The 13,945-nt window shown below is 44.8% G+C and carries 14 protein-coding genes; 8 read left to right on the top strand and 6 right to left on the bottom strand.

The window, feature by feature from the left end; genetic code table 11:
• Positions 1 to 438: 438 nt before the first annotated feature.
• Positions 439 to 1,476, bottom strand: a complete 1,038-nt coding sequence (locus JIN82_RS05080; protein ID WP_200310563.1) for a glycosyltransferase — start codon at positions 1,474 to 1,476, stop codon at positions 439 to 441.
• 66 nt (positions 1,477 to 1,542) lie between these two features.
• On the opposite strand from JIN82_RS05080, the gene JIN82_RS05075 reads away from it, so the two are divergent.
• From JIN82_RS05075 to JIN82_RS05040, 8 genes are all read left to right on the top strand, one after another.
• Positions 1,543 to 2,583: a glycosyltransferase family protein gene (locus tag JIN82_RS05075; protein WP_200310562.1), complete on the top strand. Its 1,041-nt coding sequence runs from the start codon at positions 1,543 to 1,545 to the stop codon at positions 2,581 to 2,583.
• Positions 2,580 to 3,350: a polysaccharide deacetylase family protein gene (locus tag JIN82_RS05070; RefSeq protein WP_200310561.1), complete on the top strand. Its 771-nt coding sequence runs from the start codon at positions 2,580 to 2,582 to the stop codon at positions 3,348 to 3,350. Before JIN82_RS05075 ends, JIN82_RS05070 begins: the two co-directional genes overlap by 4 nt.
• Positions 3,347 to 4,117 (top strand): glycosyltransferase family 2 protein, encoded by a 771-nt coding sequence (locus tag JIN82_RS05065; RefSeq protein ID WP_200310560.1) that lies wholly within the window; start codon positions 3,347 to 3,349, stop codon positions 4,115 to 4,117. The genes JIN82_RS05070 and JIN82_RS05065 overlap by 4 nt, the downstream gene beginning before the upstream one ends.
• Positions 4,110 to 4,889 carry a polysaccharide deacetylase family protein gene (locus JIN82_RS05060; RefSeq protein WP_200310559.1) on the top strand — a complete coding sequence of 260 codons (780 nt, stop codon included), beginning with the start codon at positions 4,110 to 4,112 and terminating at the stop codon, positions 4,887 to 4,889. Before JIN82_RS05065 ends, JIN82_RS05060 begins: the two co-directional genes overlap by 8 nt.
• Positions 4,890 to 4,904: 15 nt before the next feature.
• Positions 4,905 to 5,867: an alpha-1,2-fucosyltransferase gene (locus tag JIN82_RS05055; protein ID WP_200310558.1), complete on the top strand. Its 963-nt coding sequence runs from the start codon at positions 4,905 to 4,907 to the stop codon at positions 5,865 to 5,867.
• 107 nt (positions 5,868 to 5,974) lie between these two features.
• Complete coding sequence (locus JIN82_RS05050) at positions 5,975 to 6,883, top strand: glycosyltransferase family 10 domain-containing protein (protein WP_200310557.1); 909 nt, start codon at positions 5,975 to 5,977, stop codon at positions 6,881 to 6,883.
• Positions 6,884 to 6,955: 72 nt separating this feature from the next.
• A complete protein-coding gene (locus JIN82_RS05045) occupies positions 6,956 to 7,714 on the top strand; it encodes a glycosyltransferase family 25 protein (RefSeq protein ID WP_200310556.1) in 759 nt (252 codons plus the stop codon).
• On the top strand, positions 7,669 to 9,024 hold the full coding sequence (locus tag JIN82_RS05040) for an O-antigen ligase family protein (protein WP_234041781.1): 1,356 nt from the start codon (positions 7,669 to 7,671) through the stop codon (positions 9,022 to 9,024). The genes JIN82_RS05045 and JIN82_RS05040 overlap by 46 nt, the downstream gene beginning before the upstream one ends.
• Here the strand turns inward: JIN82_RS05040 and JIN82_RS05035 are convergent.
• The 5 genes from JIN82_RS05035 to JIN82_RS05015 all read right to left on the bottom strand — a co-directional run bounded on the left by JIN82_RS05035 (position 8,993) and on the right by JIN82_RS05015 (position 13,789).
• Positions 8,993 to 10,114, bottom strand: a complete 1,122-nt coding sequence (locus tag JIN82_RS05035) for a glycosyltransferase (protein WP_200310554.1) — start codon at positions 10,112 to 10,114, stop codon at positions 8,993 to 8,995. The genes JIN82_RS05040 and JIN82_RS05035 overlap by 32 nt on opposite strands.
• Complete coding sequence (locus tag JIN82_RS05030) at positions 10,111 to 11,001, bottom strand: glycosyltransferase (protein WP_200310553.1); 891 nt, start codon at positions 10,999 to 11,001, stop codon at positions 10,111 to 10,113. The genes JIN82_RS05035 and JIN82_RS05030 overlap by 4 nt, the downstream gene beginning before the upstream one ends.
• A gap of 116 nt (positions 11,002 to 11,117) precedes the next feature.
• Positions 11,118 to 11,753, bottom strand: a complete 636-nt coding sequence (locus JIN82_RS05025; RefSeq protein WP_200310552.1) for a hypothetical protein — start codon at positions 11,751 to 11,753, stop codon at positions 11,118 to 11,120.
• A gap of 26 nt (positions 11,754 to 11,779) precedes the next feature.
• A complete protein-coding gene (rfbB, locus tag JIN82_RS05020; protein WP_200310551.1) occupies positions 11,780 to 12,790 on the bottom strand; it encodes a dTDP-glucose 4,6-dehydratase in 1,011 nt (336 codons plus the stop codon).
• Positions 12,791 to 12,847: 57 nt separating this feature from the next.
• A complete protein-coding gene (locus JIN82_RS05015; protein WP_200310550.1) occupies positions 12,848 to 13,789 on the bottom strand; it encodes a mitochondrial fission ELM1 family protein in 942 nt (313 codons plus the stop codon).
• Positions 13,790 to 13,945 lie beyond the last annotated feature (156 nt).

Genomic DNA, 13,945 nt, shown 5'->3' with positions numbered 1-13,945 from the left:
TGGCGATAGGCCATGTGAGAGTAGGTCGTTGCCAGGTTTATATGCCCTTACTAAGTGAAAGCTTAGTAAGGGCTTTTTTGTGCCCGCGACCCGCTTCGCGGGAGTGATCAGTGGGAAAAAGTGAGCAGTGATCAGTGCAAGTACGGCTGCGGCCTGAAAGTACGGGCTTCGCCCTAAGGTCCGCTGCGCTGCAGGTAGAAGGTTCGCTCGCAAGCTCGCTACAGGTGCGAGTACGCCGAGGTTTATAGCTGGGCGAATGGCGTTTAGAGTGCGCGTGCTTTAGCACCGCTTATAGCTTCTAGCTGGCTCGACTTTTTCCTTCGGCTGCTCTTGGTCTGGCAGTTGTCTCTGAGTAAATAGCTCAAGCTAGAGGCTGTATTTCTAGTAAAGGGACAGCTGAGGGCTGGGAGTTTGCTGGCTGGTTGCATAGCATTGCTGCTAGCTGAGGACCTTTTGGTAGAGTTTTTCTACTTGCTTGGTCATGTGCTCGAGCGAGTAGCTTTGTTTAGCTAGCTGGAAGACTTCTTGCTGGTTGGCAAAGAGGAGATCTGGCTGAGAGGCTGCTTTTTTCATGAGCTCGTGAAGGGCGGCTGGATTTTCCGTTTCACAAATCCAGCTGGCTGGGAGGATTTCAGCGCAGTTGCCGACGTCTGTGGAGACGACTGGTTTGTTTGCAAGTAAGGCCTCACCGAGCACGTATGGGCAGCCTTCTCTGCGAGATGAGAGCAGACAGCAGTCGGTATTTTCAATGAGGTAGCCGATGTCGTCACGGCGTCCTGCAAACCACACCTGATCTTCAATGCCTAGCTGTGCCGCTTGTTGTTTGAGTTTGGCTTCTTCTGGACCGTCGCCGACGAGCCAGAGCTTGGCGTCGATGCCTTTGAAGGCATCTAGCAGGATGTCGTAGCCTTTTACGGGGGCTAGCCGTCCGATGGTGAGAAAAGTGAATGGATGAGTTTTTTCCGGAAAATCTGGGCCAGTTTGTAATGTTGGCTGCGGCTGGATGCCGTTGGTGATCACGGTGATTTGTTCAGCTGGGCAGCTGAGCATGGAAGCGACTCTTTTGCTAACGGCGATGACGGCTTGGTGGCCATTATAGCAGCGGGTGTCTTTTTTATATCCATGGACGGTGACGATGGTTTTAAGCGAGGGCTTAATGAGTTTTATCGTCTTCACGATGGCTGCCGCTTTCCCTCCGTGTGCGTGCACGATGTCTGGCTGGAAGGTGCGGATTTGCTTGTGGGCGTCCCAGAGCAGCCCTGGGTGTGACCGGCTGCGGGTCATTTCTACAGGCAGGCAGGTGATTTTTTCAGAAAAGTGGTGAAATTGCCGTTGGTCGACCATGACGGCGACCTGATATCTGTCCGTTAATGATTCAGCGAGTTCGACAACATGGCGCTCGATGCCACCAAATCCTTGATCGGACCCGTGAGTGAGTAGTATTTTCCTGCCAGACATAAAAGTGATGCTTGGCATTGAAAGGGGGATCTGCTGTTGTGAGCAAGTCTTACTTTCTGAATCAGCCAGCTAGCGACTTAATCGATGAATTTTTCAGCGCTCCATATTCTCCATTGTGCCAACTACGAGCAGTTTAAATACGGCTCGTGGTTCATGAACGTGGACATGAAGTTTCACCACGGGCTGATTAGAAATGGTCACCATGTGCAGGCATTTTCTCAGCGCGATGTGGCGCGCTCTGAGAATCCGTTTAAGAATAAAAAGATGGGATCTGGCGTGGCTAACCGCCGCTTGTTTGAAATGGTGGAAAATTTTCAGCCAGACATATTATTGCTTGGGCACAGTGAACTGATCACCGAAAAATCGCTGATCGAACTGCGTCAGCGATATCCGCAGATGAAGGTGGCGATGTGGTGGGTGGATCCCATCTATATTGAGAAAAATTTGCATTACCTGAAAATGCGCGCCCAGTACTGTGATGTCATTTTTACGACCACAGGAGGGAAGCTGCTAGAAGAGATTGCTTCAGCTGGCTGTGTGGCGGCGCATATTCCTAACCCAGTAGATTCTGCTGTGGAGCGGTATCGGGCATTTGAAAATTCTCCATGGGAGCATGATTTATTTTTTGCCGGCTCTGACTACAACGAACCTGAACGAGCTGAGTTGCTGCTGCAACTAAGAGATAACCATGAGGGCCTACGCTTTCGTATTCATCAAGCTTTAGGGGCTCCGCGGATTCACGGTGCTGATTATTATAATGCTCTGTCTAGCTGCCGCATGGGACTCAGCTTGTCCCGTAGGTTTGATGTAGACTGGTATAGCTCTGATAGGTTAGCCCAGCTGATGGGCAATGGGCTGGTGACATTTTCACCGAAAACGGCTGGTCTAACGAAGCTGTTTGGTGAGAATGATTTGGTTTGGTTTGATGACTATAGCGACCTAGAAGAGAAGATAGATTACTATCAGAACAATATAGAAGCTGGGCTTGAAATTGCTCAATCCGGCTGGGAACAGGCGCACTTGGTCACCAATGCAGACCGTATAACAAAGTTTATGATCGAGGTGATAGAAAACCGCGAGTTTAGTGAAAGATATCAATGGGCTGAGGAGGTATACGGAAAATGAATCCATTAGACTGGCCAATCTGTGTGCAAGTAATCCTAGTGCTTATTGCGCTAGCGGGATTTTTGTTTTTTCTATCAAGGCATGCATTCTGGAAGGGGAACCGTCCAAAGAATTGGCCGCGTGTATTGATGTATCACCATATCGATCCATATAAGGAAGCATCGGGCATGAATACACCACCGCAGCTGCTAGAGAAGCAGTTGCAGTATTTCCAAAAACGAGGAGCTAAGTTTTATACCATGTCTGAGCTAGCGGAAGCTGAGCCTCACGACAATATGGTGGCGATCACAGTGGACGATGGATATGAAGATAATCATAGGTATTTGTTTCCTCTGCTGCGTAAGTATAAAGCTAAGGCTACAATCTATTATGCCCCTAATCTGAAGGATGATAGATTGATGAATGAGTTGCAGATGCGAGAAATGGTTGAGTCTGGCTTAGTTGAGTTTGGGGCTCATACGATGGACCATGTCAACTTGCTAAACGTGCCTGATTCGATTGCCAAGACGCAGATTCTTCAATCAAAAGAGGCTGTGGAAAAACTAACGGGACAGCCGTGTACATCCTTTGCCTATCCCTATGGGCGCTACGGATCTGCCCACGTTAAGATTCTTCATAAGTTAGGTTTTAAGACTGCGTGCACGACTAAAAAGATGATTAGGCCGCTGATGGAGTCTCCGTTGCAGACTCCTCGAGTATCCACTAACGGGCAAGCGAGCATGCTACAGTTTATCATTAGCCTGATGAACGGGAGGTATAGAATATGATGTCTATTCCTGCTTCAGTTTATATCATCTGCAAGAATGAAGAGCTTCACATCGAGAGAGCTTTGCGGAGCTTGCAGCGCTTTGCGGAAGTAATTGTGCTAGACTCAGGAAGCTCTGACGAGACGCTAAAGATAGCGCGCAAGTATACTGATCAAATTCACCACCGCGACTGGACTGGCTACGCTGCGCAAAAAGCTCACGGACTCTCATTATGTTCTAATGATTGGGTTCTGAACATCGATGCAGATGAAGAACTAAGCGAACAACTAGCTGATGAGATTGCTGCCTTCATCCAGGCTGATCAGGCAGATGCGCTGAATACTCCAGTTAAAGATGTTTTTCTTGGAAAAGCTCCAGCTAGCGGTGTTCGTATTAACCGAAAAGTTAGGTTTTATAGGAAATCGAAGACACACTTTCCTGAAAAGTTAGTTCACGAAAGTGTGATTGTTGATGGGATCGTCGAGAACTCGAAAAATGCTATTTTGCATTATGGTGAGTCCTCTATCAAAGTGAAGGTTGATAAGAATAACCTCTATTCATCTCTGCGCGCTGAAGAGAAGGCTGCAAAAGGGAAGAAGCCGTCAGTACTTAAGTTAGTAGTGGTGTTTCCTTTGGCTCTTTTTAAGTCGTACATCCTCAGACGATCCTGTCTCAATGGCTGGCGAGGCCTAGTCAATTCCATGGTGAATGCATTTTATGCCTTCCTCAAAGAGGCTAAATTATTCGAGGCCCATCACCTAACTAGAAAGGATGGCCTAGATGATTAATCTAATCAAAAAGTCTAAGTTCTGGCTGCCAACAGTGGACTATAAGTTTCCACGCATTCTGACCTATCACATGGTCTCAGAGCCAGAACGAGGCCGCCCGTTTCGTGGTTTGAAAGTTTCGCCAAAAGCATTCGAAGCTCAGGTCAAGCTGATGCGTGATGATGGATGGACGTTTTACACTCTAGATGATCTAGCTGCTGGCTTGAAATCTGGCTCATTACCAGAGAAATCAATTTGCCTAACATTTGATGATGGTTATCGTGATAACCTAACGAATGCTTTGCCAATTCTGGAAAAGTACGATGCATGCGGCACCATTTTTTTAGTGGTCGACCGCCACAACAATGATTGGGTGAATCGACGCGGTAAGAAAAAGGGAGCAGGTGACGAACTCGTGCGTCAAGCAAAGCTCAGCGATGACGAAGTGGGCCAGCTAATAGAATCCGGACGCATAGAAATTGGCGCACATACGATTACCCACGATGACCTTTGTTTGATTGATGCAGAGCAACAGCAACAAGAAATCATCACTGGGCGTGTCCTACTGCAAAAGAAGTTTGATATAGCGGTAAACACTTTTTGTTACCCATACGGTTCATATAATAAAGAGTCAGTCGAATTATGTAAACAAGCCGGCTACACAGCCGCAACCACTACTGTAGCTGGTATAGAAACCGCTATCACTCCAGATTTCCTCCAACTCCCAAGAATCGAAGTGAACAGCACCACGACAGGGTTTATCCTGAGAAATAGATTGAGACATGGTCACTAACCTCAAGTTAAAACAATGAAGAATTTTTATAAAGCTGATCAGATTGAGTCTGCCGTATACATGGAAATAGTTGGGGGCTTGGCAAATCAGATGACCTGTTATGCTGGCGCTAGGGCTATTGCTGATAGACTTGATGTACCGTTGAAACTTGATTTGTCGTTTTACAAGTCAGATTTCGAAGGGTGCACGCCTAGGGATTTTGAGTTGGATTGCTTGAATGTGAGATATGATTTAGCTAGCCCTGAAGAATTAGAAGTTTTATCTAAAGCACGAAAACGTCAGATAGGGAGAAGAAGGTTATTAGATGATTTGATAGGGACTATTTTACAACAAAAGCCGCTACGTTGTACTTACTGGAATGAGTCCAAGAATAATGAATCACTCCGTTACAATTCTATAGTTGATGGATTTTCAACGCCTCTATCCATTAATGCGCATTTTGCGTCTGTTCAGTATTATGATATGGATTCTTTGCGAAATGACTTTGAATTTAAGGTTTCAAATGATCAACGAAAGGGGATGGCTAAGGTCTTATCTGACGTTCAATCAAGTAAGTCTGTTAGTCTGCACATACGTCGTGGTGATTACGCATCGTTAGCTACGGCTCGTTCATATCATGGCTTGTTGGGAATCGAATATTTTCAAGAGGCTATAGCAAAGGCCAAAGAGTTGGATCCAGACGTTAAGTTCTATGTGTTTTCAGACGATTTAGATTGGGTTGAAGATAATTTAAAATGTGAAGATAAGCTAAACATGGTTTCTATTGACGGCCCAGCTTATCTAGAAATGTATTTAATGACTCAGTGTTGGGGCAATATTATAGCAAATAGTGGTTTTTCCCGTTGGCCTGCTTTGCTAGCAGATACAAATGATAGGCTCGTAATTAGACCAAATCGCTGGAATGTGGCGGATGTTATGGAGGATGTCGATATAGCACCGAGTCATTGGCTGGCGATAGACTCACACTTTGAGAGCTAGTAGTTATTGCTTTAGACAGCTAAAGTTTAGGCTGTTTACTATAGCTATCCTGTCGTAGATACTAATCGTTGTAATTTTAAGAGTAACTTGAAGTCGTCATTAATTGTATGAGTATAAAAGTAGACCTAGCTGATTTTTGGCACGAAAGCACAAGATCTGAAAAAGAGAAGAACCGTCTGTATTTATATCTCAAGAGCCTTGTTGATATTGAACTATCGGATGAGCCTGATGTTTTGATTTATTCTTGCTTCGGAAGGACCCACCGCATGTTTAAGGGGCCGAAGATTTACTTTACTGGGGAGAATGATAGGCCTGACTTTAGAAATTGTGATTTTGCCTTAACCTTTGATGCTGATAGTCAAAATAACTTCAGGTTGCCGTTATATCGCATTTATGATTTTTTTGACTCCTTTGTGTCCGACCGACAGGAGCGTATTGCTCTGCATACAGGGGAAGAGAAGTTCTGTTCATTTGTAGCATCTAACGGATCACCTGAGTTGCACAGAAATAAATTTCTAGACATATTATCATCTAAAAAAGAGGTATCATCAGGTGGCAGGTTTCGTAATAATGTAGGAGGGCCAGTTGATGATAAAATTGAGTTTCTAGCCTCTCACCGGTTCAATATCTCATTTGAGAATGAATCTAACTTGGGTTATACAACTGAAAAGTTAGGTGAGGCACTGGCTTCTGGTACGGTGCCTATTTATTGGGGTAACGAAGAGGTTATTCATGAATTTAACCCTCAAGCATTTATCAATGCTCATAATTTTTCTAGTTTAGAGGAATTAGCTGAATTTGTGATGAAGGTTGATGGCGATGAAGAACTTTATCAAAGTTACCTATCAGCGGAACCAATAGTAGGTGGTTGGGCTGCAATTGAAGAGCGTGATGGGCAATTAAGAGCTAGGTTGAATGACTTTTTTACTCATTTACCAAATGATCCAGTTGGCTGCTCACTACGAAATAAATTGAGGCGTATACCTAAATTATTGGAACAGGTCATCCTGAAATAGACGCTATGTTGAATAGGTGAAATTGATGATGGGCAATTTGTTAGTTATTAGGATTATTTTATCAACAAGGCGATGAAGGTATTTGTAATTAATTTAAAGGATTCCGTGGTGAGACGGAAGAAATGTGAGCAAGTACTGCATGGGCTGGATTTTCCATATGAATTTGTTGAAGCAGTAGATGGCCGCGGAAAAGACGCTGGTGAAATGAGTGACCTCTACACGGATAGATTACGTAAGGTTCATTCTGTCAGGCCTATGAGTGGAGGCGAAATGGGCTGTTTCTTGAGTCATTTACGGGTAATGGAGCAAATCGCAAATGGCGATCTTCCTTGGGCTGTAATTATGGAAGATGATGTAAAACTCGTTGGTGATTTAAACCAGTTGATGCATTCTTTAGCTGTTTATGAAGAGCATTGGGAATTACTCTATCTACATCGACATATAGCAAGCCGAAAAGAGGTGATAGAAAAAGCTATCGACGATCATTATAGTATTGCCAGTTTACGTTATTACGACATGGGAACACAGTGTTATGCTGTTACTAAAGGCGCCGCTAGAAAGTTTTTAGATAGCATAACAGAAATACATGATGCCATTGACATGGTGCTATGCCGACCATGGTTTCATGGCTGTGTAATCAGAGCGATAGATCCACCAATTGTGTGTCATGCATTAGAAGATGAGAGTACCATTCAAAATGACCCACCTAAATTAATGCGATATGAGTATGATTTGTTATCGCTTATTTTTGTGAAAGCTAGGAAGAAGTGGTGGCGTCTGAGTAATTGGATATTATTTCGCTACTACGCCCATATAAAGAAAATGATTTGATCGAGGTTAGCGAGATCACTCAAATTAGAAGAAACATGCAGTACTATCAAAACTATATTTCAAAATTTCAAAAAAGAGCAGAAATATGCTCGTATTTGTGTGCTGTAGGTTTGGCGCTTTTTGCGTTGATCACTATAGTTGCGCCCGCGCATAAGATTGGTAGCTCGCTATTTACCATACTAATTATATCTCCGGTGGTTTTGCTGCAGCCAGCCAGCTTCTATCAACTTTTCAGGGGATCCAGCTTATTTAAATGGGTCCTAGTATTGCTAGGTTACATCTTTGTAAGTGTCTTGTGGGGAGAAAGCGTCTCGGATACTGGTGATGTATTTGGTTATTTTCGAAGAGTTTGTTATGTAGTTTTTTTCATACTGGCCTATCATCAGGCGGCACCAGTTTTTGGACAATATAGGCGTCTAGCATACGGCTTACTAATCATAGCTTGTATTGGTATTAGTCACGATATTATTCAATTCTTGATAGATTTTCAGCCCCAAGCACGCTTGGATCATTATTTCAGCTTCATACATGCAAATCATTCCGTTAGGGTGTATGGGTTGGCTGCCTTTTTCATGCTCCTTTTACATATGCGTGATAAAAGCATAGGTCTAGCAGGTCTTGATATGTCTCTCTTGGTTATCTGTTTTACTGCAGTTTTATTAACATCGTCACGCGGTGGCATATTAGGAGTTCTTATTATGCTCGCCATGTACATACTGCTGATGAGAGATAAGCGGGTTATTGTACCTATCTTAGCTTTGATGGTAGCCTTCGGCTGTTATTTCTGGTTATCCAGTTATGCTGAAACCAGTTTCGCTGGGGAAGAGAAACGAATTCTTACCTCAGCAGAGGGCCTAGTAGATCGAAAAGATTCAGGCAGGATAGCCTTCTGGCAGCAGTTGCTGGGGCGCATGCACGCGAATGAGTATATTTTCGGTAAGGGTTTGTTAGCTAACGATGCTTGTTTATATAACCCTTTAGGTTTCCCTCATTCTCATAGTGTTTACTTAGCAGCTTTCTTTCACGGAGGTTTTTTCGGCCTATTTCTACTTATATCAGTCAGTATTAAAACTTTAGTACAGGCTGGGCTAGAGTTAAAGCATCACCAGATCAAGATACTGTTACTTCTAGGGCTTGGCGGTCTACCTCTCTGTGTGGACGGCCGTGGTGTAGTAGATGTTGTCTATAAGTTTTCACCAGACGTGCTTATTTTTTGGATTCCTGTAGGTATGGCAATCCATAATGAGTTCACGAGGAAAGAAACGCTGAAGACTTTGATCAGTCAGCTACGAGACTTAAAAACTCGTTAGCGATCACATCTGGGGAATACCGTTTGGCAAGTTCAGCCTGGGGAATTATTGGATTTTCCCAGAAATCTTTGATCTTAGCTGATATTTGAGGGGTATTGCCAACGTCTACAAGGCCGACAGCTAGTGGGCCTATTAATATTTCAGAAGGTCCGCTAGAGCTTTTAGTACTGATACAGGGCGTCTTAAGGGCAATTGCTTCGCATAATACTGTTGGGAGACCTTCTGAGTAACTCGTTAGTATGAGGCATTTACAGGCTTTAAGTAAGGGGTATGGGTTGGATAAGAAACCAGTGAAGATAACCTTATTTTTAACGCCTAATTTTTCAGATAAGGCTACGAGTTTGTCTCTATCAGCACCATCTCCCACCATCCAGAGTTGACCATCGATGTTGGATTGCTTGAACGCGTGAATCGCATCGAATGCTCCTTTTGCTTCGGTCAAGCGGCCTAAGAACATGATTGCAGGTTGAGTTAGGTCTTTAGGTAACGGCTGGTTTGCTAGACCGTTAAGTTCATCAATATCTAGAACATTAGGAATAGATATTTTGTGGGCAAACTCAAAGCCTACACGCTTTTCTAAGCCAGTGAGGACGTCAATAGTTACACCAATAGCTTTTGTGTGCTGGTAGATCTTTCTGAGTTGCTTGTTTGCCCGCTGCTGCTTGCGTCCTAGTTTGTATGATTGTAGACGTTTTAGAGGGTTAAATGTAGATTGAGGATGCGGCCAGTCGGCTATTTGACTGTGGATCCATAGCCATGTTTTATCTTGTGGTAATTGGTTTGCTAGGCAATGAGAGTGCTCCCATGCGACAAGTATGAGGTCAAAATCTCCTTGGCGTTTATTTATCTCATTCAGTTGAGCTGAGATATTGGGTATAGCCGACTTTTTGTGAGCTCGCCAATGTCGGATCTCTTCTAGGTTCCAAGCTTCAAAGTAGACCTGAGCAGGTAGTTCAAGATATGATTTATCGTCTTCAATAACTACTATTGAAACCATATGGCCTTTATCGACGAGAGCCTTAGCTAGTCTAATAGTGACCTTTTCAGCACCTCCTCCTCTGAGATGGTCTACTAATATAAGAACCTTCATTTTGTTGCTGAGGCCTTGAGAGATGAAGCCGCATGGAGGAGTTGCTTTTTAGATAGGTTGTGCAGTGCTGGAAAGCAATTTGCTGTGTTTATCCAGAAGCGGACGAGCTTTTTCTTGTTATAGAAATAATGGCACTTGAGATAGTTACGGGCAATTCTTGATGAATAGAACTCTAGACATGTTTCGAGTACCGCGAGCCCTGTTTTGAAGTGGTTACTTGAGTTGTTGGAGCTGTGTTGCCTATAGGAGAAGGTAATATCGTCCAAGCAGTGAATGGTTTGCTTTTCAGAAACGAGCCACATGACCATGTAGAGGTCTTCGAATATGAGGTAGCTAGGGATCGGCCTCATCTCTTTATGCGCGGCGGCTCGTATCATCAGCCATGGGTGGGGGAGCTCGCGCTGACCTAGTGACCAGTCATAAGCGTCAAGTGGACCTGGTGTATATTTAGCTGGAGGGCCAGAGTTTGACCTATTGCCGTTTTCGTCTATGACATGATAGCCACCTGTTACTGCCGCAACATGCTGGTTTTGTTGCATGAATGTTAGCATTTTCTGAAGAGCGCCAGTCTCAAGCCTATCGTCAGAGCCAAGGTTCATGTAATAATCACATTCAGGGGCATTGGCATAGATGTGGTTAAACGTCTCTGAAACACCTTTATTTTGTTTGTTTGAGAGAATGGTGATGGGCCACTTTTTAGACAAGTTGCCGATGACTTGCAGTGAATTATCTGTGGATTTATCATCACAGATTATGACTGAGATATTAGGTAGTTTTTGGTCAAAAATACTGCGCAGGCAATCTTCAATATATTCGGCATGGTTGTATATGGCGATACAAATGCAGAGTGTTGAATTTAGATATTGGGTTTGCGAGTGTGATGACATACGTGTTGGTTAGTTAAATTAGAGAGTTAGGTCGCTGTTATCTATCAAGATTGCAGCTAATGTCACGCTGAGATTTAAAGAAACATAAGTATTAAAGTATCTGGCGATGGGCTGATTTAATAGCCAAAATGTTTCATATAATCGGCTAGTTCTGTACGAATGTGCTCCGCCTGTTGTTTATTTAGCACCTGATTATAGCGGCCAATTTGGCCGTTGAACTCAGATATATGATTGCCATGAAAGTGGTTTTCTGGGTCAAACTCACTAAAGTCGTTCATCTTGGCTGTCATTTTTTTGACAGAGGGGATAGAGAGTTTACTGGATATTGAATCTTTAAGTTCCTGATTAAGGGTAATGTTGAAATGTGATTCTAAGTTGGCGTAGATGTAATCAAAATTATCGTAGAAATCTTCGTATTTTAGTAAAAGAGTTTTAGGTGAATCAATGACTTTAAAGATGTCATAGAGTCCGTTTTCTTTAAATTCCTGAATTTGTTGCTCGATGACATCATCTGTCGCTTCCAGTTTGTATCTATTAATTGATGAACTGATCGCGTCAAGAGGGTTGCGGTAAGTGGAGACGATCTGATCTCGTTCGAAACGGCGCTCCAAGGCATGCGTTTTGATGATTTGTTTCTGCGGGAAGATTTCTCTGAGAATATTGTAGACTAATGTGCTACCGCTTCTTGGTGGGCTATATTGGATAACCCGAGGGTTCAAAAAGCGTGTGAAGATGTTATTGATGATATTCATATGGAGAAATGAAATTGAGAAATAGGTCAAGCTGTATTATACATTGCACCCGAGTCGATGCACAGTCTATTAAGCTTATCTTTGAAGCCTTCTGTCGGCTGCCAGCCTAGCTGGCTTTGCAGTTTTGTGGCGTCTATGGCGTACCTGAAATCGTGACCGGCTCTGTCGGCTACCTTTGTGATAAGCTCAGCGAAGCTGGAAATGTGATTTGGTTTTTTGGGAATCATTTGGTCGAGGATTTGGCAGATAGTGGTGACGACTTCGATGTTCTGCATTTCGTTGTTGCTGCCGATGTTATAGGTCTCACCGATGGTACCTTTTTCCATGACTAGCTTAAGGGCACAGGCGTGGTCTTCTACGTGGAGCCAATCGCGGACTTGTTTGCCGCTGCCGTAGATGGGGATGGGTTTTCCAGCTAGCGCGTTGGTGATGGTTTTGGGGATGAGCTTTTCTGGATGCTGGTAGGGGCCGAAGTTATTTGAGCAGTTGGTGATGATGATGGGCAACTGGTATGTGCGGTGCCAAGCTCGCACGAGGTGGTCGGCAGATGCTTTGCTGGCTGAATAGGGGGAGCTGGGTTTGTAGGCGTTTTGCTCGGTAAATTTGCCACCTTCGGGCAGGTCGCCGTAGACTTCGTCTGTGGAGATGTGGATGAATCTGAAACCTTGTTTTTTTTCAGCTGGCTGGGATTGGAAATAATCAGCGGCTAGCTCAAGGAGGGTGTAGGTGCCTATGATGTTGGTTTGAATAAACTCGCTTGGTGAGTCAATCGAGCGGTCGACATGTGATTCTGCCGCGAGGTGAAAGATGACGTCAGGTTTTTCGCTTTGGATGAGCTCGCGTATTTGCACTCTGTCGCAGATATCCGCACGGTAAAAACGATATCTTGGATTGTCTTGAACCTCGGCTAGAGCCGCTGGATTCGCCGCGTAGGTGAGTTTGTCGATGTTGACGACTTGGTGGTCGGATTCACCGATGAGAAGGCGGATGAGCGCCGAGCCGATGAAGCCTGAGCCACCTGTGACTAGAATTTTCATATACTGAGGCAAGCAAGTTTTGGGGCTGCTGCATGAGCAGCCCTTGCTGAATTTGCCTTAAGATGGCTTGAGGGCAAGCTTTTCGTATAACAGCTCGGCACAGCGGCTGGCTTCGCTGAGAATATGTGGTGCTGTGTGGAGCTGGCGAGTTTGCTGCCATTCTTCAAATGAGGTGAGGAATTTATCGTTGAGCAGCTCGTCAACGCCGCGGCTGACTCGGGAGTCTTTATTTTTGCGCGGCATGGGTAGTAGGCCCACTTTTGCGCCGGAGCTGAGCGCCTCGTAGATCATGGAGATGCTATCTCGGGTGACCCATACTTCTTTGGCGCTACTTAGCTGGGATGGTAGCCAGTCGGCATTGGTTTCCTGGTGGGGAAACTTTTCGTACAGCGAGGAATCAATCTTGCAGAGCAGGTCTACTGGGCTGCGGCGTGAGTCGGTCACTTGCCATTGTTTGATGTCTGAGTGGTTAGCGATTTCTTGCAGCTGGCTAGCTAGCGTCTCGCTGTCGCAGGTAAATTCTTTGGATTCGCCGCCAAGCAGCACTAGTCCTAGGTTTTCTTTGGGAATAGCAGTCTGCTGGCTGTGAGCTGGCACGCGGTTGAGGGCGCCTTTGGTGGTGATGGTATTTGGGCAGGCTGTTTTGTCGAGCAGGTCGTGCTCGGGCACGAGGCAGTGATCAAAGTATTTGCATGGCAGCGATGGCTTCATCAGCAAAATGCTCGGCGCCTTGAGTTTGCTGGCGGCCCGCATGAGTGGCAGGTGGGTTTTGTGCCCAGCTGCGATGATGGCAATGGGCGGGGAGTCAAAAGCGCGCGATGCTCGCCGGACTTGGCAAAGCCTCTGCCAGAGCCAGCCGCTCAGTGAGGTGATTTCGATTCGGGGTTTTTGCTCAGGGGGAAACTGATTGGCGAGGGCTTCGGCCAAACCCAATGATTGGTTTTGGTGGCCAAGTTTGCCGTCGCTTAGTATCCATAGGCTATTTTTCACGTGAATCATGTATCGGTTGAGTTGTCATTATTCTACGAGATGCTGACCGAGTACAAGCCTGCAAAATTGGACCAGAGCAAAATTGATTCAAATAATGGGGTTGACCTTGTCTGAATGTGATATATCTACAAATCAAGATTTGTTGATGCGAACATTCAACGCATA

Source organism: Persicirhabdus sediminis, from assembly GCF_016595495.1.
GTDB classification, from domain to species: Bacteria; Verrucomicrobiota; Verrucomicrobiia; order Verrucomicrobiales; family Akkermansiaceae; genus Persicirhabdus; species Persicirhabdus sediminis.
Note: the sequence above shows the minus strand (reverse complement) of the source record. Positions and strands in the feature narration are given on the sequence as shown.

Bases quoted from the DNA above. Each gene is read 5' to 3' on its own strand.
- JIN82_RS05035 (WP_200310554.1), bottom strand. From the start codon at position 10,114: ATGAAGGTTCTTATATTAGTAGACCATCTCAGAGGAGGAGGTGCTGAA.
- JIN82_RS05075 (WP_200310562.1), top strand. From the start codon at position 1,543: ATGAATTTTTCAGCGCTCCATATTCTCCATTGTGCCAACTACGAGCAG.
- JIN82_RS05060 (WP_200310559.1), top strand. From the start codon at position 4,110: ATGATTAATCTAATCAAAAAGTCTAAGTTCTGGCTGCCAACAGTGGAC.
- JIN82_RS05065 (WP_200310560.1), top strand. From the start codon at position 3,347: ATGATGTCTATTCCTGCTTCAGTTTATATCATCTGCAAGAATGAAGAG.
- JIN82_RS05050 (WP_200310557.1), top strand. From the start codon at position 5,975: ATGAGTATAAAAGTAGACCTAGCTGATTTTTGGCACGAAAGCACAAGA.
- JIN82_RS05015 (WP_200310550.1), bottom strand. From the start codon at position 13,789: ATGATTCACGTGAAAAATAGCCTATGGATACTAAGCGACGGCAAACTT.
- JIN82_RS05080 (WP_200310563.1), bottom strand. From the start codon at position 1,476: ATGCCAAGCATCACTTTTATGTCTGGCAGGAAAATACTACTCACTCAC.
- JIN82_RS05055 (WP_200310558.1), top strand. From the start codon at position 4,905: ATGAAGAATTTTTATAAAGCTGATCAGATTGAGTCTGCCGTATACATG.
- rfbB (WP_200310551.1), bottom strand. From the start codon at position 12,790: ATGAAAATTCTAGTCACAGGTGGCTCAGGCTTCATCGGCTCGGCGCTC.
- JIN82_RS05025 (WP_200310552.1), bottom strand. From the start codon at position 11,753: ATGAATATCATCAATAACATCTTCACACGCTTTTTGAACCCTCGGGTT.
- JIN82_RS05070 (WP_200310561.1), top strand. From the start codon at position 2,580: ATGAATCCATTAGACTGGCCAATCTGTGTGCAAGTAATCCTAGTGCTT.
- JIN82_RS05045 (WP_200310556.1), top strand. From the start codon at position 6,956: ATGAAGGTATTTGTAATTAATTTAAAGGATTCCGTGGTGAGACGGAAG.
- JIN82_RS05030 (WP_200310553.1), bottom strand. From the start codon at position 11,001: ATGTCATCACACTCGCAAACCCAATATCTAAATTCAACACTCTGCATT.